Origin of the sequence: Hydrogenophaga sp. (genome assembly GCF_036675665.1) — a bacterium.
In the GTDB taxonomy this organism is placed as follows: Bacteria; Pseudomonadota; Gammaproteobacteria; order Burkholderiales; family Burkholderiaceae_C; genus Hydrogenophaga.
The window spans coordinates 15991-38022 of record NZ_JAKFEO010000022.1 but is presented as its reverse complement, the minus strand read 5'-3'; the positions used below and the strand labels follow the sequence as shown (position 1 = coordinate 38022).

Genomic DNA, 22032 nt, shown 5'->3' with positions numbered 1-22032 from the left:
CGTTTGAGGAACACCCCATGCGAATCTCCACCGCGAACAGCTACGACAACACCGTGAGCCTGCTGGCTCGCCGCCAGGCCGAACTGGCGCGGATGCAGGAAAACCTCGCCACCGGCAAGCGGGTGCAGAAGCCCAGCGACGACCCGGTGGCCGCCACGCTGGCCGAAACCGCGCAGAACCGCCTCTCGCGCACGCAGGCCGATCTGCGCTCGCTGGACACGGCGCGCACCAGTTTGCAACAGGCCGAAAGCGGTCTGGCCGAATCGGGCGAGATCATCCAGAAGGTGCGCGACCTGCTGATCAGCGCGGGCAACGCCACCCATGGCCCCAGCGAGCGCGAAGACATTGCGCGCCAGCTCGAAGGCCTGCGCGAACAACTCATTGGCGTGGCCAACCTCAAGGACAACTCCGGGCGCACGCTCTTTGGCGGCCTCGGCGGCGCGACCACCCCGTTTGTGGACACCTACGCACCGCCCGGCGGAGGGGTGATTTTTGGTGGTCAACGCGGCCAGGCCGCCGCCGGCAACACCTCGGTGCCGCAGGCGCTGGACGGCAACGCCATCTGGATGAGCGTGCCCGAAGGCAACGGCCGCTTCACCCTGAGCCTGCCCAACACCAACACCGGCAACGTGAGCACCAGCATGGGTGAAGTCGACAACGGCGTGACGGCGATCGACGACTACCAGATCGACTTCAACGAAGTGGCCGGCGTGATGCAGTTCACCGTGACCAACGTGACCAACCCCGCCGCCAACCCCATGCCCGGTGTCACCGGCGTGCCGTATGAAGCGGGCAAGACCGTGTCGTTCGGTGGCGTGTCGCTCCAGATGAACGGCGTGCCCGCAACCGGTGACCAGATCGTGCTGGAGCAGGCCCAGCAGACCGACATTTTCAGCGTCGTGAGAAACGCCGTGGACGCACTGCGCTACACCGGCGCCAACGACAGCGCCCACCGCACCCAGGAACTCGCGCGCACCATGACCGAGCTCGACGCCGGGCACGATCGCGTGTTGCTGGCCCGTGGCCGCGCCGGCGAATGGCTCAACCGCGCCGACTCGCTCGACGCCCTGATGGAAGACCGAAGCGTGGACCTCAAGGCAGAAAAATCCCGCCTGGAAGACCTCGACCTCGTCCAGGGGATTTCGGACTTCCAGACCCAGCAACTCGGCCTGGAGGCCGCCCTCAAGTCGTACGCCCAGGTGCAGCGCCTGTCGCTGTTCCAGGTGATCAATTGACACCCTTGCCACCATGTTGAGCCACACCGTCCTGGACAGCCTGGCGCTCGGCTACGAGCCGGTGTGGAACCGCGAGCGCCAGCTGGCCGCGGTGCGCCTGAGCGTGCACCCCATCCACGCCGCCGCGGTGGACGCCGCCCACCTCATGCAGGCGCTGGGCGACGACTGGCCCGAGAGCGCGCCGGTGCTCATCATCTCCATTGCGTCACATCATCTGCTGCAACAGGCCCTGGCCTGCGCGCCGGTGCACAACACCTGGCTGGAAGTGCCCGCCGCGCCGTTCGAGGCGCCCGAGACCCTGGCCGCCCTGTCGGTGGCCAACCGGCGCGGGCACCGCCTGATCCGCCGCACCAGCCTGGAGGCGTTTCGGCAAGCCAAGTCACCCGGGTTCGATGTGCGCAACATGCTGCAGCTCAGCCCACAAGAGGCCGCCGACATCCTGCAGACCCAGGCCACACCCGGCCTGCACCTGCGCAGCCAGGGCCTGCCGCCCGCGCAGCTCTACCACGGTGTGCAGACCCGCACCTTCGCCCGCTACCTGCTCGACGATGCCGACGCATGGGGCCTGCTGGGTTGGCCCGACGCCGACGTGCTGCTGGCCCACCGCCACCATCCCATCTCATGCGACCCGCGTGTGATCCGCCAGATCTTGCAGGCCATCAACGACGACTGCTCGCTCGAACGCCTGGAGCGCCTCGTGCGCCAGGACCCGGTGCTGGTCTACCGCATCCTGCTGCTGGTGAACTCGGCCGCCTACGGGGGCCGCCACGAAATCGGGTCGCTGCGCCACGCACTCATGATGCTGGGCTTTCGTGAACTCAGCCGCTGGCTGTTCGAGCAAGCGCCTGGCAGCGAAACCGACAACGACCTGCAACCCGTGCGCGCGGCCATGGTCATGCGCGCGCGCCTGGCGCAGCACCTGCTGGCCACCGGCTCCGAAGACAACCTGCGGCTGGAGGTCTACACCACCGCGCTGTTTGCCCACCTCGACAAACTGCTGCACGCGCCGCTGGGCGAGCTGCTGCACAAACTGCCGCTGTCGGGCCGCCTGTATGACGCCGTGCTGCGCCACGACGGGCCTTACCACCCGCTGCTCGATGTGGCGCGCGCCCAGGGCGAACCCGCCCACCTGCACCGCCTGAGCGCGGTGTGCGATCGCAACGACGTGAGCCTGGAGCAAGCCAACCGCGCGCTCATCCGCATGCTGGCGACGAGTCGCGACCACGCGGGGGTCAGGTCCGAACGAATGGTGTGATCGACCGGGCGCTACCATCGCGCCCATGACCGCCGCCGCCCACCCCAACGCTTCACACAACACCCCGCACCACACCAGCGCCCTCGTGCTGTTCTCGGGCGGGCAAGACTCCACCACCTGCCTGGCCCACGCCCTCGAACGTTTCCCGCGCGTGGAAACACTCGGCTTCGACTACGGCCAGCGCCACAGCGTGGAACTGCAGGCCAGGCCCGTGGTGCTGCGCGAACTGCGCGAACGTTTTCCCGTCTGGGCCGGGCGGCTGGGCGAAGACCACGTGCTCGATCTGGCGGTGCTCGGCAAGGTGAGCGAAACCTCGCTCACGCGCGACATGGCCTTTCGCATGGAAGAAAACGGCCTGCCCAACACCTTCGTGCCCGGCCGCAACCTGCTGTTCCTCACGCTCGCCGCAGCCCTGGCCTACCGCCGCGGCATCCAGGTCATCGTCACCGGCGTCTGCGAAACCGACTTCTCAGGCTACCCCGACTGCCGCGACGACACCATGAAAGCGCTGCAAGTGGCGCTCTCACTCGGCATGGACCACCGCTTCCTCATCGACACCCCACTCATGTGGATAGACAAAGCCGCCACCTGGAGCCTGGCCGAAACCTTGGGCGGCAAAACCCTGGTGGACCTGATCGTGGAACACACCCACACCTGCTACCTGGGCGACCGCGAGCACCGGCATGCGTGGGGGTATGGGTGTGGGAGCTGCCCGGCTTGTGAGTTGCGGGCGCGGGGGTGGGAACGTTACGTGGGCGAAGCCACCAGCTTGTAGCGCGCTTCCCCCGTGGCATCCGGCGTGAACGTCCACTGCGTCCGGTGGAACTCGGCCACCCCCGGCCGGTGGGCGATGGACACCAGCGCGCCGTTGCTCTCTTTCACCAAGGCCTGCAGCCGCGCGTACAGCTTGGCTTCGGCCGCTTCGTCCAGCGCACTGGTGGCTTCGTCCACGAACAACCAGCGCGGCTTTTTCAGCAGGGCGCGGGCGATGGCCAGACGCTGCTGTTCGCCGCCCGACAACTTCTGGCCCCAGGCATCTTGCTCGTCCAGGCGCGTGCTCAGGTCGGGCAGCAGGGCATCCCTCAGGGCGTGTTGCAGGTCGGCGTCGCTGTAGCGGTCGGCGGGTTCGGGATAGGCCAGGGCGTCGCGCAGCGAGCCCAGCGGGAAGTAGGGCCGCTGCGGCAAGAACATCACCTTGTCGGCAAAGCCCGCAGGCGTGCGCAGGCTGCGCTGCGCCCAGGGCCAGATGCCCGCGAGGCCGCGGAACAGGGTCGATTTGCCGCTGCCCGACGGGCCCTTGACCAGCACGGTGTCGCCCGGTGACACCTTCATGCCGCTCACCGTCAGCAGCGCCACGCCACCGGGCAGCGAGAGCCGCAGCTTGTCGAGGGCCAGCGCGTCTTCGGTGTTGGGCGCAGGGGCGGCCAGGTGCTCGGCGGCTTCCAGTGCCTGGAAGCTTTCTTCAAAGCTGGTGATGCGGTCGGTGGTGGCGCGCCAGGCGGCCAGGCTGCTGTAGTTCTCGACAAACCACGAGAGCGAGTCCTGCACTCGGCCGAAGGCCGACGAGATCTGGATCAGTTCCCCGAGCTGGATGGCGCCGCTGAAGAAGCGCGGCGCGGCCACGACGAAGGGAAACACCACGGCGGCCTGGCCGAAACCGACCGTGAACCAGGTGAGGCGCTTCTGCGCGTTGATCAACTTGAAATAGTTGGACAACACGTCGGTGAAACGCAGACCGAGTTGCTGGCGCTCCACCGGCTCGCCCTTGTCCAGCGCGATGGATTCGCTGTACTCGCGCACGCGCACCAGGTGGTGGCGGAAGTCGGCTTCATAGCGCTGTTGCTTGAAGTTGAGCGCGATCTGCGGGCGGCCCAGGTAGTGGGTGATCACGCTGCCGAGCGCGCAGTAGAGCACCGCCATCCACACCATGAAACCGGGGATGGTGTATTCGCTGCCGTTGAACGAAAAGGCGAAACTGCCCGAGAGCACCCACAAAATGCCGACAAAGCTCACCAGCGTGACCACCGCGTTGAGCAGGCCCATGGTCAGGCTCACCGTGAAGTTGGTGAACAGGTTCATGTCCTCGGCAATGCGCTGGTCCGGGTTGTCGGGCGGGGCGTCTTCACCTTGGGCAAACCGCGCGAGTTCGAGGTGGTAGAAGGCCTTGTGGGAGAGCCAGCGGTCCAGGTAGCGGCCGGTCATCCAGGCGCGCCAGCGCATCTCCAGCAACTGCGTGAGGTAGAAGCGGTAGACCGCGATGATGATGAAACCGAAGGCGAGGTAGGTGAAACGGCCGAGTTCGCGCCAGAACACCACAGCGTCCTTGTTCTGCAGGGCGTCGTAGAACACGCGGTTCCACTCGTTGAGCAGCACCAGCATGTAGACCGAGCCAAGATTGAGCGCCACGATGGCCGCGAGCAGCGCCCGTGCCTTCCACTTTTCTTCGGACTGGAAGTAAGGGATGGTGAGCCGGCCCACCTTGCGGGCGAACACGCGAAAGCTCTGGAATTTTTCGCTCAAGGTCATGGGTTCACCTGTTCAGGGGTTCGAGACGCCGCTGGCCACATGTCCCGAGGGCACGTGGCGAGAGGCCGATTCGATGTGGCCGGTCTGGTCGTCGAAGAAGAAGTCGGGCTCGAACTCGCGCAGGAACTCGCCCTTGGGCAGGCCGCCGAGGAACATGGCCTCGTCGACCTCGATGTTCCAGTTCATCAGCGTGCGGATGGCGCGCTCATGCGCGGGAGCGCTGCGCGCGGTGACCAGCGCGGTGCGCACACGCATCAGCGGCGTGCCTTCGCTCTGCAGGCGGTGCAGGGCTTCGAGCAGAGGCTTGAACGGGCCGCCGGCGAGTGGCAGGCCGGCATGTGTGGCCTCGTGCGCCTGAAAGGCCGAGAGGCCTTCGGCCTGGTAGACCCGCTCGGCCTCGTCGGAAAACAGCACGGCGTCGCCGTCGAAGGCGATGCGCACCTCGTGCGGGTGCGCATCGCTGGCGTGCACCGAGTGCGGGTACACCTGCGCGGCGGGCACGCCGGCATCGAGCGCGGCGCGCACGTCGGCCAGGTGGGTCGAGAGGAACAGGTTGGCGCGCAGCGGGCGCAGGTAGCGCCAGGGCGGCTGGCCGCGCGTGAAGCTGCCGCGCTGGATGGGCAGGCCGTAGTGCTGCGCCGAGCGGAACACCCGCATGCCCGAGACCGGGTCGTTGCGCGAGAGGATCACCACCTCCACCCGCTGCGCATGCGCGTCGTTGAAGGCGAGCAGCTTGTGCACCAGCGAAAACGCCACGCCGGGTTGCGCGGGCGTGTCCAGGCGGTCGAGCTGCAGCTTCATGTAGGCGCGGTCGTCACCGGTTTCAAACAGCCGGTTCTCTTCTTCAAAATCGAACAGAGCACGGGAAGAAATGGCAACCACGAGTTTGCCGTCGAGAGTGACACCCATGTTCAGGACACCAGTTGATTCAATTGGATGATGGGCATGAGCACCGCCAGCACGATGAGCATGACCACCACGCCCATGCCCACGATGAGCAGCGGCTCCAGGATGGTGGCCAGGTGCATGGCGCGGCGCTGCACCTCGGCGCTCAGCTGTTCTGCCGCGCGCTCCAGCATGGCGGGCAACTGGCCGGTCTGCTCGCCCAGGCGGGCAAACATCGACACCAGCGGCGGAAAACGTTTCTTGCTGGCGAGCGCGGAGGCCAGCGGCGCGCCTTCGCGCACCAGCACCAGCGCGTCCAGCGCGTCGGCGCGCATGGCCTGGTTGTTCAGGGTTTCGGCGGCGGTCTGCAGCGCCCGAAGGATGGGCACGCCCGCGCCCGCGAGCATGGCCAGCGTGGCCGCAAAGCGCGCCGCGTTGAAGCCACGCGCCAGGCGCCCCACCAGCGGCAGGCGCAGCCAGGCGGCGTCCATGCGCAGGCGCAGCGGCGCGTTGCGCCGCGCCATCACCAGCGCGCCGCTGCCCGCCACCAGCGCGGCCAGCATGAGCCAGCCATAGCTGCGCACGAAGCTGCTCAGGCCCAGCATCATCACCGTGAGCAGGGGCAGGGCGCGCTTGCTGCCGGCAAACACGCTGGCCACCTGCGGCACCACGTACGACACGAGGAAGACCACGATCACGATGGCCACGAGCGTGACGATGGCGGGGTAGAGCGACGCGGCAACCAGCTTGTTCTTGAGCGCCTCGCGTTCTTCCAGGTCGTCGGCCAGGCGCTCCAGCACCGTGCCCAGTTGCCCGCTCTGTTCGCCCGCGGCGATCACCGAGGTGTAGATGGACGTGAACTCGCGCGGGTGCTGCGCCAGCGCCTGCGCGAAGGGCGATCCGGCATTGACCTCGGAGCGCAGCGAGGCCATGAGGTTGCGCTGTTGGTCGTCCTCGGCCTCTTCGGTCAGGGCCGAGAGCGCGCGCTCCAGCGGCAGCCCCGCGGCCACCAGTCCGGCGATCTGCCGGGTCCACACCGCGAGCGAGGTGGCGCTGAACACGCGTCCGCCCCACAGCGTGACGTTGAGCCCGCTGCTCTTGATCTGCGTGCCACCGCCGGTGGCGGGCTCCACCTGCAGCGGCACCAGCGCGCGTGCGCGCAACATGCTGCGCGCCGAGCGAGCGGTGTCGGCATCGATCAGGCCCTTTTGGGTGGCGCCCTGGGCGTCGAGGGCTTCGAAGGTGTAGGCGGGCATGTCGGATGGGGATCAGTCGCGCGTCACGCTCATCACCTCTTCTAGCGACGTGATCCCCGCATCGATCAACCGCTGCCCATCGGCGCGCATCGACTGCAGCCCGCCGGCCTCGGCCGCCGCGAGGATCTGGCTTTCTGCCGCCCGGTTGTGGATCAGCGCGCGGACCTGTTCATCGGCCACCATCAGCTCGTAGATGCCGGTGCGGCCCTTGTAGCCGGTGTGGTTGCAGTGCGCGCAGCCCACCGGGTGCCACAGGCCCTGGTCGTCCTGGCGGCGGCAGTGCACGCACAGTTTGCGCACCAGCCGCTGCGCCAGCACGCCCAGCAGCGACGAGCTGAGCAGGAAGGGCTCCACGCCCATGTCGGTGAGGCGGGTCACGGCGCTGGGTGCGTCGTTGGTGTGCAGCGTGGCCAGCACCAGGTGGCCGGTGAGCGAAGCCTGAATGGCGATCTGCGCGGTCTCGAAATCGCGAATTTCGCCGATCATGATCACGTCGGGGTCCTGCCGCAGGATGGCGCGCAGCGCCTTGGCAAACGTGAGGTCGATGCGGGCATTCACCTGCGTCTGGCCCACGCCCGGCAGCTCGTATTCGATCGGGTCTTCCACCGTCATGATGTTCTGCGTGCCGGCATCCAGCCGCTGCAGGCCCGCGTAGAGCGTGGTGGTCTTGCCCGAGCCGGTGGGGCCGGTCACGAGGATGATGCCGTGCGGCTGGCCGATGAGCTTGCGAAAACGCGTGAGCACATCGCCTTGCATGCCCACCGATTCCAGGCTGAGCTTGCTCTCGCTCTTGTCGAGCAGGCGCAACACGGCGCGCTCGCCGTGGGCGCTGGGCAGGGTGGACACGCGCACGTCCACCGCGCGCGTGCCGATGCGCAGCGAGATGCGGCCGTCCTGCGGCAGGCGCTTCTCGGAGATGTCGAGCTCGGCCATGATCTTCAGGCGCGAGATCAGCGCGGCGTGCAGCGCACGGTTGGGTTGCACCACTTCACGCAGCGTGCCGTCCACCCGAAAGCGCACGCTGGAGGTGCGCTCGAAGGGTTCGATGTGGATGTCGCTCGCACCGTCTCGCGCGGCCTGCGTGAGCAGGGCATTGAGCATGCGGATGATGGGCGCGTCGTCGGCCGTCTCCAGCAGGTCTTCGATGGCTGGCAGCTCCTGCATCATGCGGCTCAGGTCGGCGTCGCTTTGCACCTCGCTCACCACGGCCGCCGCACTCGACTCACCTTGCGAATAGGCCACGCTGATGCGCTGCCTGAGGCTGTCGCCATCTTCCCATTGCAGGTCCTGCACCGGGTGGCAGCGCAGGATTTCAGACAGGGCCGAGAGACGGCGGGTCTGCGCGGTGGCATCCCCGGCGGGCGTGCTGCTGCCCAGCAAGGTTTGCGAGGCGCCGTCGTCCTCGATCAACCAGAGGTGTTCGCGCGCGAAGGCGTAGGGCAGCGGGTACTTCACGGCCCGGGCCTCACTGCTGCGGTGCGGGTGTGGGTGCCGCCGGCGCCGCCGGTGGGTTCAGCGGAGGCGACGACTGGGGGTTGGCCAGCGAAGGCGCCTGCGGCGTGAGTGTCATGCTGGCGGGTGAGAGCGGTGCGGGCATGACCGGCGCTTCGTTGATGCCCAGCACGCCGCTGGGTTTGGGCTGCGAATCCTGCTGCACCGAGCGCATGAGTTCGTAGCGGTCCAGCGCCAGGGTGCTGGTCTCGCGCGCATCGCGCACCACCACGGGTCGCAGGAACACCATCAGGTTGGTTTTGCGACGCGAGCGGCTTTCGCTTCTGAACAGGTTGCCGAACACCGGCACGTCGCCCAGGCCGGGCACCTTGTCCTGGTTGGCGGCGAATTCGTCTTGCAGCAAACCACCCAGCACCACGATGGCACCGTCGTCCACCAGCACGGTGGACTCGATGGAACGCTTGTTGGTGATCAGGCCCGAGGCCGAGTTGATCGACGAGGCCTGCACGCTGCTGACCTCCTGGAAGATGGTCAGCTTGATGGTGCCGTTCTCGCTGATCTGCGGCTTCACCCGCAGGGTCAGGCCGACGTCCTTGCGCTCGATGGTCTGGAACGGATTGACCGAGCCGTTGTTGCTGCCGGTGTTGGTGAACTGGCCGGTGACGAAGGGCACGTTCTGGCCGATCACGATCTTGGCTTCTTCGTTGTCCAGCGTGAGCAGGTTGGGGGTCGAGAGGATGTTGCCCTCGCCGTTCTGCTGCAGGAAGCGTGCAAGGAAGCCCAGCACATAGACACCGTTGGTGCGCCGGGCCACACCCACGTTCAGGCCCGGTGTGGGCGTGGCGTTGCCCTGGGCGAGGTCAATGATGTTCTGTCCGCCGGTGCCGAAGTTGGTGCCCAGCAGGCCGATGAGCGAGTCGCCCGATTTGCCCAGCGCGCCTTGCCACTGAATGCCGAACTCGGCCGCCTTGTCGGCATTGACCTCGGCGATCAGGCTCTCCACATACACCTGTGCGCGGCGCGAGTCGAGCTGGTCGATCACCGCGCGCAATTGGCGGTACTGCGGCTCGGGCGCGGTGATGATGAGCGAATTGGTCGCCGGGTCGGCCTGGATCTGGCCACCGGTGGACGGCTGCGCGCTGGCAGCCACCGGGGTGCTGGCCGGGCTGGTGGCCGGGTTGGCGGAACCCGAGCTGGCCGCGGTGGTGAACGCGCGGACGCTGCTGCCGTTGCCGCCGTTGCCGCCGTTGCTGCCCGTCGCCGCGGACTCGCCCGCCAGGGCCGCCCTCAAGGTGGAGGCCAGCGCCACCGCATCCGCGTTCTTGAGGTAGACCACGTGGATGTTGCCGCTGACGTTGGCCGACGAAGGCTGGTCGAGGCGGGCCACCAGAGAGCGCACCAGCGCCAGCCGGGCGGGGTTGGCCGCGCGCAGCACCAGGCTGTTGCTGCGCGGCTCGGCGATCAGCGTGGTCTTGTACGTGGCCTCGGGCTGCCCGGCGCCGCCAGCGGCCACGGCCGGGTCGATCAGGCGCGTCACCAGAGCCGCGAGATCGGCCGCCACCGCGTGCTGCAGCGGAATCACCTCCACATCGGTCGCGCCCGAGACGTCCAGCGCCGTGATGATGCGGCCGATGCGTTGCAGGTTGTCGGCGTAGTCGGTGATCACCAGCGAGTTGTTGCCGGGGTTGACGTTGATGGTGTTGTTGGGCCCGATCAGGGGGCGCAGCACCGGCACGAGGTTGTTGGCCGACTCGTGGTTGAGGCGGAAGATCTGCGTGACGACCTGGTTGGAGGTGGGCAACGCGTTCACCGAGCCTGCGTTGACCACATTGCCCTGCAGCTTGGCGTCTGCCTCGGGCACGATCTTGTAAAGCCCCCCGGTGTCCACGATCGAGAAGCCCTGCAGGCGCAGCACGGCGGCGAACTGGTTGAGCGCGGCGGTGGGTGACACCGGGCGCTCCGTGGCCAGGGTGATGGTGCCCTTGACGCGTGGATCGACCACCACGTTGCGGCCCGTGATGGTGGCCATGGTGCGCGCCACCGACTCGATCTCGGCCCCCACGAAGTTCAGCGTGACGGGCTCGCCGTTGCGGTTTTGCGCCTGCGCGGTCGACACGGAGAGCCCGAGCGCCAGCAGCGCGGCCAGGGCCATGGTCGTCAGGGTCTTGGCCGGTGCGGCAGCGGTGGAGCTCGGTTTCATGGCGCGATCGTAAGGGTAAGTGGGGTGCTGAAACATCGGAGATGTCAGCCAATGTTGAGCAGTGAGCGCAGACCCTGCCGGCGCCCGATGATGTTGAGCAGGTTGGCCAGGGCGGCCTCGCTGTCAGGTGCGGCCTCGGCCACCCCCTGAAAGCGCAAGCGCCCTCCCACCCACTGGCCCTGGCCCTGCAATTGCAGGCGCCCGCTGAGGGTGTGCAGCGACAGGGAGGTGTTGTTGCCACCGGCGTCGGTGCGCAGGTCCATGCGGTAGCTGCCCAGCGGGCGCAGCGTTGACAGGCGCGACGCCATGTCTTGCGCCTCCAGCGCCAGGGCGCCTTGCAGGCTGCTCCCGCTGCCGTGCCAGCGCAGCGTCAACCCCTCGGTCTGCAGGCTCAGCAGGCCTTCCATGCGCAGGGTGTTCCACGGCGTGCCCAGACCGGTCAGCAGGTCGGCAGGCCAGCGACTGCTGAAGGCGGCCAGGTGGATTTCCGCGCCGCCGAAGCGGGGCCTGAAAGTGAATGCCATGGGCTGTGGCGTGCAGCACGGCGCGCCAAGCTGCAGTGCCATGGCGGGCACGCCGGCCCACAGCGTGGGTGACAAACGCCATTGCACGCCTTGGGGCAGCGATGTCTGTGTCTGGCTGCCCTGGCCGCCGGTGAGCAGCACATCGGCCTGGCCGCGCCACACCGTGCCACGCGCATTGACCAACTGGAGTTGCCCACCCGTGGCCGAGGTGATGGCGTGCGCCAGCCAGCGCGCTGGCGCGAACAGCAGCAGGGCGGTGGCGAGCCCGAGCAGGGCGCCCAGCCAGGCCAGGCGGGTGGGCCAGCGAGCGTTCATTTCATTGCTCCATGGTCCTGAGCGCCTTGCGCAACGCGTGAGGCGGTGCCCACAAGGGACACCGCGGGTCCGGCTCCGCCGGCCCCAGGTGTCGCCCCCCTCCCGCCGAAGGCGAGAGAGGGGGGAGGCGCCGAAGGCGACGCGGGGGGTGTTTCATTCATCCACCCAAACCGGGCCCGGTGAGCACCACAGTGCCGTTCCAGCCACCGGTGGCGGCGTCGCGTGTGAGCCGCGTCTCCAGCGGGAGCAGCCGGGCGTTGATGCGCACCTGTGCCAGCCATTGCGCCAGCGCTGCCGGCGCTGTGCCACGCAGGGTGGCGGTGGCGCGGTCACCCAGCACCGAGAGCTGGACCGTGGTGCCCAGCGGGGCGGTGGCGGCTTCGAGCGCGCGCAGCACCGCGTCGCGTCCCGGCGGCTGGGCATCGCTTTCCGAGCGCAGCGCGTTGGCGGTGGCCGCCATGCGCTGCATCTGGCTCAGCTGGACGTCCAGCCGGGTGTGTCGCTCGGGGGCTTCGCGCAGTGTGGCGAGGGCGGGTGCCACCGCCAGCCACCACACCAGACCCAGACCCACGACCCAGCCGGCGATCAGCACGGCCTTGCGCTCGCGGGGGGACAGGCGATCCAGCGCGGCCGACAGCGGCGCTGCGAAGCGGGCCAGCGGCGACGCGGGAAAAGGGGTGCGGTTGCGGGTGGCCATGGGGTTCAGGGTGCCGGAGGATTGATGGACATCTCGTCGCCGTCCAGGCGCGCGCGCCAGCCACCGCGTTCCAGCGCCTGCTGCAGCGCGCGCAACTGGTCTTCGGTGGCGCGCCAACCCGAAAAGCGCCCGTCGCCCGGTGTGTAGGCGATCGTGGCCGGCAGGAAGCTCTGGCCGCCGGAGGCCTGGTCGATCGCGCCCAGCAGCGTTTCCAGGTCGCCGGACGACAAGGCCCCGCTGGCTTGCTGCAGACGCGCCAGCTCGCGCTGCATCTGCACCGGGGCGTCGAGCACCAGCGTGACCTGTGGAAAGGTCTGCTGCAGCGTCTGGCGCACGGCTTGTTGTTTCGCGGCGAGCATGCTGCGCTCGTGCCAGGCGGCGGTGTTGAGTCCCACCAATTGGACTGCCACCAGCGCGGCCACACCCCAGCGGGCGGGGCGCCATTCGGGTGCGCTGAGCCAGCGCTGAAGGCTGCGCCGCCAGCGCTGGCCGCGCCGCGCGCCGGCGGACAGGCTGAGATCGAACTGCGCCAGGTTCCAGTCGGATTGGGCGCAGCGCAGCAGCCACTGTGGCAATGCCACGAGCTCGAAGCGTTGGCTCAGCACCCGCTCGGCGACGGCGGCCACGCCGGGGTCTGCCAGCCAGATGTCGTGCTCCCCGGGCTCCCCCGGGAGATCGGGTGGGGAGGGCATCAAGGCCTTGACGGCGGCAGAACTGGTGCTGCCGCCCAGGCTGCTGCTGGCTTCGAGCAGCGGTGTGCAGCTCACGCCGAGTTCGCTGGCACTGCCCAGCCAGGCCTGGTCGCCTTCGTTGTGTGCCCAGTGAATGGGAGCGGGCACGTCGAGTTCGAAGCTGCGTGAAGCGCCGGGCTGGGCCAGCGGTGCTTCGGCCTGGGTCAATGGCCACATCGCGGGCACGATGCGGGTGACGGGTCGGCCCGCGCCTTCCAGGACTTGCAGCCAGCTGCGCAGCCAGACCTTGTTGCAGGCCGCCACCCACACCGCCTGGCCCGACTTGCCGCCCGGCTCCAGCGCGAAATGCAGTTCGGTCACGTCGGTGAGCAGGCGGTCTTCCAGCATTCCCTCGAGCGCGGCTCGCAAGCGGTTGGAGGCCACCTTGGGCAGTGCGACCCGGTGCCACGACAGCGCGCGAGGCGGCAAGACCAGAACCACGTCGTCGTCGCGGGGGAGCAGCGATGCGCCGCATTGGCCGGAGTCGTTGATCTGCTGGCCATTGGCCGACCCGGCCCAGTCGAACAGGGCCGACGCGGGCGCGGGTGTGGCAACGGAAAAGTCCGACGGGGTGACGATCAGCACGATGACACGACTGGCGTGGCGCACGGCCACAGAGCGGACCATTCTAGAGAGCCTGCGCGACAAGTGCGCATGCAGCGGAAGGCGGCGCGAGGCCGGTTGTTGGCTGTGGGTGTCACGGGCGGGCAAATCGCTCGCGCCAACGCACACGCACATCCAGGTTGTTGCGCACGACCAGCGACCGCTCTTCGATCACCGCGTTCTCCAGCCGCAGGCGCCCCCGCACCTCGAAGTAGCGGCTGCGGGTGCCATGGGCCTGATCGGTGAGGTTGCCGGCGGTGGCCGGCACGGCCGTGAGCACGTCGCCCAGTGCCTTGAACGGATTGCGCTCGCGCGCGGTCACCATCTCGCGTGCCTGGGCCAGGTCCAGCCCGGGAACGATGGCAAGGATGGCCTCGGGGCTGGCGGTGTTCAAGTTGAGGGCGGTGCGTTCGGGCAACACGGTGACATGTGGCTCCAGCGCGGCCAGGCTGGCGCGGCTGATGCCCAGCCAGCCCAATTGCGAGAGCTTGTGCGGCACCAGCGCGGTCCGCGAGGGCAGGGGGTCGGTGAGCGCGAGCTGTGTCGTGTTGCGCAGTTCCTCGGTGGCGTTGATGAGCTCACTCAGTGGCAAGCCGAGTTGCTCGAAAAGCCGCGTGAACGCGAGCAGATCGGCCTCGGATGTCTCCACTTTGGCCGTGGCGCCACCCCCGGCGGTACGCAGGAGGTTGTTGAAGTTCAGACGCGACTGCATGTCGATGATTTCGCCGGAGAGAAAGGCCTGCAGGGTGTCGTTGTCGGCGTTGTTGGCCTTGTCGGCGGCCAGAAAACTGGAGAGGCGCGCTTCCTCCAGCGGCAACGCCCAGGGTTCACCCAGGTGGTCGGCGTTGCCGCTGCTCTGGTTGCCACGCGCGTCTTCGCGCAGGATCAGCCGTGCCCAGTCGAGTGCGCCGGTCAGGATCCAGCCGGCCTGCACGCGCTGGCGCTCGGCCTGCTCGATCTCGGTGGAACGCCACTGCTGCCAGAGCGCTGCCGAGGCCAGCGTGGCCACCAGCGTGACGGTGAGCATCGCCAGCAGCAACGCCGCGCCGCGTTGCCTGGAGCGTGGGGGCAAGGTTTCGCCGCCGGGCCGCCCCCAGGCGAAACAGCCCCCTCGGGGGGCAGCGACCCGCGCAGCGGTGGAGCGTGGGGGCAAGGTTTCGCCGCCGGGCCGCCCCCAGGCGAAACAGCCCCCCCGGGGGGCAGCGACCCGCGAAGCGGTGGAGCGTGGGGGCAACGTCATCGGCCCGCTTCCAGAGTGGGGCGAACCCAGTCCCGGACCAGATGCCCGCTCAGAACCTGGCCGGTGGCGATCGTGAGTTCCAGCCGAACGCCGTCGGGCATGCTGCCGACGCCTGCAGTCTCGGTGCCCACTGAGGAGAGCGGATTGCCCCAGGTTTCGCCTCGGTGGTAGAAGATCTGCCATTGGTCAATGGCGATCAGGGGCAGTGAACTGTCGGCCCCCGCGTCAACGGCAGTGACGGACACCGAGGGCCTGGACGATGCGGCGCCGCGGCCCCAGTCGGCTGCCCGCTGCCAGGCCCGCGCCAGCTCATCGCGCTGCAGCAGCGGCCCCGATTGCCAGCGCGACCATTGCCTGCCCGCCGCCGTGGGCTGCAGAGCCCAGGCCACCACCCGCACACCCCGGCTGTCCAGACCTGTTTCGGCACTGTCGCGTCGGGTGATGCGCAGTGTCTGCCCGTTGAAATCCACCGGCGTGACCTCACCCGTGTCGAACACCGCATCCAGATCGGCGACCCATTGGCCCACCGCCGATTGCAGCCGCAACAGACCGTCGGAGCGCTCCTGCGTGAAGGTCTGCGTGCGGGTCATGCCGTCGATGGAGCGCCAGCTCAGCAGCGCCAGCATGGCCATGACCGAGATCGCGACCAGCAGCTCGATGAGGGTGAAGCCGTGGGGGCGCTTGTCCATTTCAGTATCGCCCCAGGATCGTGGAGAGCGATAGAAGTCGCACCGTGTTGCCGTCCACATCGCCTTGCACGACCGCATCGATGCGCCGGAAGTTGGGGTTGGGCGTGGGCAGCACCGCCACCCGGACCAGCATGTCCCGACCGGCTTGCGAGCAAGGCACCTCGCTGTCGCCCGTGCCCGGCAACTGGCGCAGCAGGCGCAACCGGGTGAGCTCGTTTTCAGCGCAGATCTGGGCCAGCCACTGGTCGCTCTGCCGGGTTGCTGCCCGTGTGAGTGCGCCGGTGGCCTGCAGTCCGGCGGCCAGGGTGATGGCGATCACGGCGAGCGCCACCAGCACCTCGATCAGTGTGAAACCCCGCTGTGCCGTCATGGCGTCTCGGGCACGACGGCAAAGGGCGAGAGGCCATCGGTGGCCAGGGTCAAGCGCCGATCACCCTGTTGCAGCATCACGCGCTGCGCGGCAATGAGGGGCTCGGGTCCGAGCACCAGGGTCAACGCCCCCGGGGGCTGGATCACCTGCGACCGGGTGTCCGGACTGAGCCAGCTGCGCGGCCTGTCGAGGCTGTCGGAGTTGGCGGCTGCGCCGTTGCGCGGGGGAGGCAGTCCGACGAACTCGAAGCCCTGAGGCAGGCTGCGCCACACCACCGGCAGTCCGCTGGTGCGCGATTGCGCTCGGGCCGACTCGATGAGCGCCGACAGGCGCAGCGCCTCCCGTTCCAGCCGCGTCGAGCCGTCGTCGCGCAGGGAAAGCGTCACGCCGGCGGTGGCCAGCGCCACCAGCGCCACCACCACCATGAGCTCGATCAGGGTGAAGCCGTGGTCGCGCTGCATGAGATGGCTTCAGGCGACCCGCGCAGCGGCGGAGCGTGGGGGCAAGGTTTCGCCGCCGGGCCGCCCCCAGGCGAAACAGCCCCCTCGGGGGGCAGCGACCCGCGCAGCGGCGGAGCGTGGGGGTACCAGCTTCACTGCCAGCTGCCTACATCGGCGTCGCGGTTCTCACCACCGGGTTGACCGTCGGCACCCAGCGAGAGCACGTCCACCTCGCCCTTGAGACCCGGGTTGAGGTACTGATACGGACGGCTCCAGGGGTCTGCAGGCAGTTTGTCGAGGTATGGGCGCCAGTTGGGCGGCACCGGGCTGGCGGTCGGCTTGACCACCAGCGCGTTGAGACCTTGTTCGCCTGTGGGATAGCGCTGGTTGTCCAGGCGGTAGAGCTTGAGCGCCTGCATCAGGTTGTTCACGTCGGTCTTGGCGGCGGTGACCCGCGCATCGTCGGCGCGGTCGAGCACGTTGGGCACGATCAGCGCGGCCAGCACGCCAATGATGACCAGCACCACCATGAGTTCGATCAGGGTGAAACCACGCTGGAGCGCGCGCGAGACGGGTTGGAGGCGCGAGCTGCCCCGAGACGTGTGTTGGCTGTGGCTTGTCAAATCGAACTCCCGGAAACTGGCATCTGTGCATGGCCGCAAAAGTGGATCTGCAGGCTTGTTGCCCCGCCTCATCGGCAGGGGCCAAAAGATCATAATCCGGTCGTATGAACAAGCACCCCACGTTCGGTCATTCCGGATTTCCGATGGAAAGCCCGGCGGCGCTCCAAGGCGCCAGCCGCCGCGCGCCGGCATGGGTGGCGGGCCTGTTGTGGTTGGCCGCGGGCCTCAGTGCTGGCTATTGGATCTTGCTCGCCGCAGGGCGTTCCCCGGTCACGCCGCTCAGCGTTGCAGCGTCGTCAATCAACCCGGTGGACACGGCCGCCGTGGCGCGTGTGCTGGGGGCATTGCCCGAAGCAGCACAACTGCCTGGCACGCCCGTTGCCACGGGCACCGAATACAGCCTGTTGGGAGTGGTGGCCGCCAACGCACCGGATGGCGCGGCCCTCATCGCCGTGAATGGCCAGCCCGCCAGACCCTACCGGGTGGGGGCCTCGCTGGAAGGCGGACTGGTGCTGCAAGCCGTCTCGCGCCGGGGTGCGCGGCTGGGCGCATCGATCAACGGGCCGGTCACTGTCGAATTGACCATGCCCGAGACCAACCCCGATCCCTCCTGATATCAAGGGCCATCACGTCCCGGGGGGGTGACCTACCGCTCCAGCAGACTCTGCGCGGCCAGCAGCATCGGCCACGCCATCAAGGCACCCGTGCCCTGACCGATGCGCAAGCCCATGTCGAGCAGCGGTTGTGTCTGCATGTGGATGAGCAACAGGCGGTGCCCGGCATCGGCTGCGCGGTGGGTGAACACCAGATAGTCCACCACGTCCGGACACAGGCCACGCGCCACCAGGGCCGCGGCCCCGGCCACGTAACCGTCCACGAGCACCACACGGCGCTCGCTTGCGGCCTGCAGCATGGCGCCAGTCATCATGGCGATCTCGAATCCGCCGAGCGCCGCCAGGGCTTCAAACGGGCCAATGGCGTTGCGGTGCCGTGCGGCCGCCGCAGAGAGCTTCTCCACCCGCTGCACATGCAGTGTGTCGTCCAGGTTGCCGGCCTCGGCATCGTCGCGGCTGAATGCGTCCACCAGCGGCACGCCACACAAACGCGACAGCAGCAAGGCCGCGCTCACCGCATTGGCCACGCCCACATCGCCCAGTGCGATCACATTGCCCGGCAGGTGGCGCACCACGTCCATGCCGGCATGCACCGCTGACACCGCCTGTGCAGTGGACATGGCTGGCCCGAGCAACACATTGCGCGTGCCGTAGGCGATCTTGCGCAGCAGCAGGGAACCACGCAGCCTGGTGTCGTTGGGCGGCGAGATCGGCTTGGCCATGCCGGCGTCAACCACGGTGAGATCAAAACCGTGCAGCGCGGCGAGTGCGTTCACGGGCGCCTGACCGCGCAACAGCTGCATGACCATCTGTTCCGTCATGGACGCGCCCATCGACGACATGCCTTCGTCGGCGATGCCGTGGTCGGCGGCAAACACCACCAGCTGCGGCGAGTCGAAGGCCAGCAGATCGAACTCGATGGACATGCCGTTTTGCGCGCGCGCCAGCTGCAGCACCAACGACTCCATGCGACCCAGTGCGTGCTCCGGCAAGCCTTGCGGTGTCAGGCGCTGGCGCAGTGCGAACTCCAGCATGGTGTCTGACGTACCCGCCACCATCGGCAACCGCAGCGTCTCGGGCAGCGCCGCCGAACGTTTGAAGATGGGTGCGAAGATGGGGTCTTGTGCCATGGTGCGCTCCGTCCCTTTCAACTCCGCAGGAACAGGCGGTAGACCGGATTGTTGGTCTCTTCCACGCAGGGGTAGCCGAGGGTTTCCAGAAACTTGTCGAAGGCCTTGTGGTCCTGGGCCGGCACCTGCAGGCCCACGAGGATGCGCCCGTAGTCGGCACCCTGGTTGCGGTAGTGAAACAGGCTGATGTTCCAGCCCGGTCGCATCAGGCTCAGGAACTTGAGCAGCGCGCCCGGTCGCTCCGGAAACACGAAGCGCAGCAACCGCTCGTCATGCGCCAGAGGCGAATGCCCGCCCACCATGTGGCGAATGTGTTCCTTGGCCAGGTCGTCATGGGTCAGGTCCAGCGTCAGAAAACCGTGCTTGATCAGGTTTTTGGCGATCTTGGCCGATTCGCCCTTGCCCTGCGTGGTCAGCCCCACGAACACATGGGCCTCGCTGCCGTCGTGAATGCGGTAGTTGAACTCGGTCACGTTGCGCGCGCCGCCCGGCAAATCGCCAATGAGCTCGCAGAAACGCCGGAAGCTGCCGCGTTCCTCGGGAATCGTCACCGCAAACAGTGCTTCGCGTTCCTCACCCACCTCCGCGCGCTCAGCCACGAAACGCAGGCGGTCGAAGTTCATGTTGGCGCCACACAGGATGGCCGCGTAGGTCTGGCCGCGTGTCTTGTGGGTGGCCACATATTGTTTGACGGCCGCCACCGACAACGCGCCGGCCGGCTCCACGATGCTGCGCGTGTCCACGAACACGTCCTTGATGGCCGCGCACACGGCATCCGTGTCCACGGTGATGAATTCGTCCACCAGGCCGCGGGCAATGCGGAAGGTCTCCTCGCCCACCAGCTTGACCGCCGTGCCGTCCGAAAACAGCCCGACGTCGGCCAGCGTGGTGCGCTCGCCCTCGCGCACCGAACGGATCATCGCGTCCGAGTCGTTCATCTGCACGCCAATCACCTTGATCTCCGGGCGCAGCGCCTTGATGTAGTTGGCCACGCCCGAAATGAGGCCGCCGCCACCGATGGCCACGAACACCGCATCCAGGTGGTCGGAGCCCAGGCTCTGCAACTGCCGGAGGATTTCCATGGCGATCGTGCCTTGTCCCGCGATCACGTCCGGATCGTCGAAAGGATGCACAAAAGTGAGTCCCTGCTTCTTTTGAAGCACGATCGCGTGGTTGTAAGCGTCCGTGTAGCTCTCACCGTGCAGCACGACCTCGCCACCAAAGCCGCGCACCGCATCGATCTTGACCTGCGGCGTGGTGGTCGGCATGACGATCACCGCCCGTGTGCCCAGCTTGCGCCCGCTCAGCGCCACTCCCTGGGCATGATTGCCGGCCGAAGCGCAGATCACGCCGTTCTTGAGTTGCTCGGGCGTGAGGTGCGCCATCTTGTTGTAGGCGCCGCGCAGCTTGAAACTGAAGACCGGTTGCTGGTCTTCGCGCTTGAGCAGCACCGTGTTGTGCAGCCGCTCGCTCAGGTTGCGTGCCGGCTCCAGCGCAGACTCCACCGCCACGTCATACACGCGAGCGGTCAGGATCTTTTTCAGGTAGTCGGCCGGCCCCATGGTGGTGACGGGGGACGGTGTCGGTTGAGGCGGTTTTTGAGGCTTGGCTGCGCGGGCGGTCATGAATTTTCTCCAACCGCATCATATCGATGGCGAAAAAAAGCCCGGACTGGCAGAACCGGTCCGGGCTTGAATCCACCCAGGGAGGGTAGAGGAGACAACCTTACATACAATGCCGCGAGTATATCGAAGTCATGTTGCGACGCAACATGTGCCGTCGTTTTTTGGCGCTTTCTAGGGCGCTGCCCCCAACTCTGTTGACTATTTCACGACTGGACACCTTCCATGGAATGCACCGTCACCTGGACCGGCGCGGCCGGCACCCGTTCCCACATGGGTTTTGTGGCAGAAACCGGCAGTGGACACGTGATCACCATGGACGGCGCTCCCGACACCGCCAAGCCTGAAAACGGCGGCGCCAACATGGCGCCGCGCCCCATGGAAACCGTGTTGGCCGGCACCGGCGGTTGCACGGCCTACGATGTGGTGCTCATCCTCAAGCGTGGTCGCCACGATGTGCGCGGCTGCAGCGTCAAGCTCGAGACCGAACGCGCCGAAGCCGATCCGAAGGTCTTCACCAAGATACACATGCACTTCACCGTGAGTGGCAAAGCCATCCCGCCCGTTGCGGTGGAGCGCGCCATCGCCATGAGTCACGACAAGTACTGCTCAGCCAGCATCATGCTGGGCAAGACGGCCGCCATCACCACCAGCTTCGAGGTTCTGGAAGCCTGAGTCCCACCGCTTCAGATGCGGTGCGCCACCGTCGTCATGACTTTGGCCGCCATCTTCATCATCCCCTTCACCGGCGCGGGCAACTCCACCGCGCCCGCTTCCCGGGCTTCGCGCGCATGCCGGGCTTCGTCCTGCTTCATTTGCGCCACGATGGCGCGCGAAGCGTGGTCGCCTGCTGGCAGGCGCTCCATGTGTTCGGCCAGATGCGCCTCCACTTGCCGCTCGGTCTCCACCACGAAACCCAGGCTCACCGCTGGCCCCAGGCGCCCCGCCATCAGCCCGAGCCCGAAGGCCCCCGCGTACCACAGCGGGTTCAGCAGCGAAGCACGCGCTCCCAGCTCGTCCAGCCGTGTCTGGGTCCAGGCCAGGTGATCGGTTTCTTCCTTGCATGCAGCTTCCAGCTGTGCCGCCAGGGCTGTATTCGGCTGGCCTGAACGCCTGGGCCAGCGTGCCGTGAGGGCCTGCGCCGTGTACAGCGCCTGCGCGCACACCTCGCCCACATGGTTCACCCGCATCAGGGCACCAGAAAGGTGTTTGTCGGCCTCGCTGAGCTCGTGGTCGCCGGCTCGCTCGGGCACCGTCGGACAGTCTCGTGAGGCCCTGGGGCTCACGAACAAGGTTCGCAAAGCCGAATCAGCGGCATTGATCAAGGCGTCGGTGGCTGTGGTCATGAATGGATTGTGATCAGTAGCGAAGAAGAGATGCTGCCACGATCTGTCAGATATGGGCTTGTCGAAGCTCAAGCTCGAAGAATCGCCGTGAGGACATTCCGAGTGGCGGGACGTCGTGTCCGTGAACAAATCCCTACGGGTTACTACCAAGTGCGTCGCGGTGGTGCAACAGAAGCACCGCCATAGGGCAGAAATGCGGCCTTCACCGTGGCGCCCTCCATTACTTTCTGATGCAATCCATTCAGCTTCCTGATGGAGGTCGGCTCGGCGGCACAGACC

The 22032-nt window shown here is 67.6% G+C and carries 21 protein-coding genes; 5 read left to right on the top strand and 16 right to left on the bottom strand.

The window, feature by feature from the left end:
• The first annotated feature begins 17 nt into the window (after nucleotides 1-17).
• The 3 genes from flgL to queC are packed head-to-tail and all read left to right on the top strand — an operon-like array spanning nucleotide 18 to nucleotide 3265.
• Nucleotides 18-1235, top strand: a complete 1218-nt coding sequence (gene flgL, locus V6M63_RS09810) for a flagellar hook-associated protein FlgL (protein WP_332741397.1) — start codon at nucleotides 18-20, stop codon at nucleotides 1233-1235.
• A gap of 13 nt (nucleotides 1236-1248) precedes the next feature.
• Complete coding sequence (locus V6M63_RS09805; RefSeq protein WP_332741396.1) at nucleotides 1249-2490, top strand: HDOD domain-containing protein; 1242 nt, start codon at nucleotides 1249-1251, stop codon at nucleotides 2488-2490.
• 25 nt (nucleotides 2491-2515) lie between these two features.
• A complete protein-coding gene (queC, locus tag V6M63_RS09800; RefSeq protein WP_332741395.1) occupies nucleotides 2516-3265 on the top strand; it encodes a 7-cyano-7-deazaguanine synthase QueC in 750 nt (249 codons plus the stop codon).
• Here queC and V6M63_RS09795 read toward each other — a convergent pair.
• The 13 genes from V6M63_RS09795 to gspG all read right to left on the bottom strand — a co-directional run bounded on the left by V6M63_RS09795 (nucleotide 3238) and on the right by gspG (nucleotide 17041).
• Nucleotides 3238-5016, bottom strand: coding sequence for an ABC transporter ATP-binding protein/permease (locus V6M63_RS09795; protein WP_332741394.1), 1779 nt, complete (start codon nucleotides 5014-5016; stop codon nucleotides 3238-3240). The genes queC and V6M63_RS09795 overlap by 28 nt on opposite strands.
• Before the next feature lie 12 nt (nucleotides 5017-5028).
• Nucleotides 5029-5925, bottom strand: a complete 897-nt coding sequence (locus V6M63_RS09790) for a 5'-nucleotidase (protein WP_332741393.1) — start codon at nucleotides 5923-5925, stop codon at nucleotides 5029-5031.
• Nucleotides 5926-5927: 2 nt separating this feature from the next.
• Nucleotides 5928-7157: a type II secretion system inner membrane protein GspF gene (gspF, locus tag V6M63_RS09785; protein ID WP_332741392.1), complete on the bottom strand. Its 1230-nt coding sequence runs from the start codon at nucleotides 7155-7157 to the stop codon at nucleotides 5928-5930.
• 12 nt (nucleotides 7158-7169) lie between these two features.
• The gene (gene gspE / locus V6M63_RS09780; RefSeq protein ID WP_332741391.1) at nucleotides 7170-8612 is read right to left on the bottom strand and encodes a type II secretion system ATPase GspE; all 1443 of its coding nucleotides are present in this window, start codon (nucleotides 8610-8612) and stop codon (nucleotides 7170-7172) included.
• Between the two features lie 10 nt (nucleotides 8613-8622).
• Complete coding sequence (gene gspD, locus V6M63_RS09775; protein ID WP_332741390.1) at nucleotides 8623-10809, bottom strand: type II secretion system secretin GspD; 2187 nt, start codon at nucleotides 10807-10809, stop codon at nucleotides 8623-8625.
• A 44-nt stretch (nucleotides 10810-10853) separates the two neighbouring features.
• Complete coding sequence (locus V6M63_RS09770) at nucleotides 10854-11648, bottom strand: type II secretion system protein N (RefSeq protein WP_332741389.1); 795 nt, start codon at nucleotides 11646-11648, stop codon at nucleotides 10854-10856.
• A gap of 157 nt (nucleotides 11649-11805) precedes the next feature.
• Entirely contained in the window at nucleotides 11806-12345 is a 540-nt protein-coding gene (gspM, locus tag V6M63_RS09765; protein WP_332741388.1) for a type II secretion system protein GspM, read from the bottom strand.
• Between the two features lie 5 nt (nucleotides 12346-12350).
• Complete coding sequence (gspL, locus tag V6M63_RS09760) at nucleotides 12351-13703, bottom strand: type II secretion system protein GspL (protein WP_332741387.1); 1353 nt, start codon at nucleotides 13701-13703, stop codon at nucleotides 12351-12353.
• A 70-nt stretch (nucleotides 13704-13773) separates the two neighbouring features.
• Nucleotides 13774-14751 (bottom strand): type II secretion system minor pseudopilin GspK, encoded by a 978-nt coding sequence (gene gspK, locus V6M63_RS09755; protein WP_332741386.1) that lies wholly within the window; start codon nucleotides 14749-14751, stop codon nucleotides 13774-13776.
• Nucleotides 14752-14915: 164 nt separating this feature from the next.
• A complete protein-coding gene (locus V6M63_RS09750; protein ID WP_332741385.1) occupies nucleotides 14916-15608 on the bottom strand; it encodes a PulJ/GspJ family protein in 693 nt (230 codons plus the stop codon).
• 1 nt (nucleotide 15609) lies between these two features.
• Nucleotides 15610-15978, bottom strand: coding sequence for a type II secretion system minor pseudopilin GspI (gene gspI, locus V6M63_RS09745; RefSeq protein ID WP_332741384.1), 369 nt, complete (start codon nucleotides 15976-15978; stop codon nucleotides 15610-15612).
• On the bottom strand, nucleotides 15975-16439 hold the full coding sequence (locus V6M63_RS09740; RefSeq protein ID WP_332741383.1) for a prepilin-type N-terminal cleavage/methylation domain-containing protein: 465 nt from the start codon (nucleotides 16437-16439) through the stop codon (nucleotides 15975-15977). The genes gspI and V6M63_RS09740 overlap by 4 nt, the downstream gene beginning before the upstream one ends.
• Before the next feature lie 131 nt (nucleotides 16440-16570).
• The gene (gene gspG / locus V6M63_RS09735; RefSeq protein ID WP_332741382.1) at nucleotides 16571-17041 is read right to left on the bottom strand and encodes a type II secretion system major pseudopilin GspG; all 471 of its coding nucleotides are present in this window, start codon (nucleotides 17039-17041) and stop codon (nucleotides 16571-16573) included.
• Between the two features lie 104 nt (nucleotides 17042-17145).
• Here gspG and V6M63_RS09730 point away from each other — a divergent pair, with 104 nt between their 5' ends.
• Complete coding sequence (locus V6M63_RS09730) at nucleotides 17146-17655, top strand: type II secretion system protein N (RefSeq protein WP_332741381.1); 510 nt, start codon at nucleotides 17146-17148, stop codon at nucleotides 17653-17655.
• A 32-nt stretch (nucleotides 17656-17687) separates the two neighbouring features.
• On the opposite strand, the gene V6M63_RS09725 is transcribed toward V6M63_RS09730, so the two are convergent.
• Both V6M63_RS09725 and ilvA read right to left on the bottom strand, forming a co-directional pair.
• Nucleotides 17688-18785, bottom strand: coding sequence for a nicotinate-nucleotide--dimethylbenzimidazole phosphoribosyltransferase (locus tag V6M63_RS09725; protein WP_332741380.1), 1098 nt, complete (start codon nucleotides 18783-18785; stop codon nucleotides 17688-17690).
• A gap of 17 nt (nucleotides 18786-18802) precedes the next feature.
• Complete coding sequence (ilvA, locus tag V6M63_RS09720) at nucleotides 18803-20347, bottom strand: threonine ammonia-lyase, biosynthetic (protein ID WP_332741426.1); 1545 nt, start codon at nucleotides 20345-20347, stop codon at nucleotides 18803-18805.
• 285 nt (nucleotides 20348-20632) lie between these two features.
• On the opposite strand from ilvA, the gene V6M63_RS09715 reads away from it, so the two are divergent.
• On the top strand, nucleotides 20633-21082 hold the full coding sequence (locus tag V6M63_RS09715) for an OsmC family protein (RefSeq protein WP_332741379.1): 450 nt from the start codon (nucleotides 20633-20635) through the stop codon (nucleotides 21080-21082).
• 11 nt (nucleotides 21083-21093) lie between these two features.
• Here the strand turns inward: V6M63_RS09715 and coq7 are convergent, their stop codons facing one another.
• Complete coding sequence (coq7, locus tag V6M63_RS09710) at nucleotides 21094-21753, bottom strand: 2-polyprenyl-3-methyl-6-methoxy-1,4-benzoquinone monooxygenase (protein ID WP_332741378.1); 660 nt, start codon at nucleotides 21751-21753, stop codon at nucleotides 21094-21096.
• Nucleotides 21754-22032 lie beyond the last annotated feature (279 nt).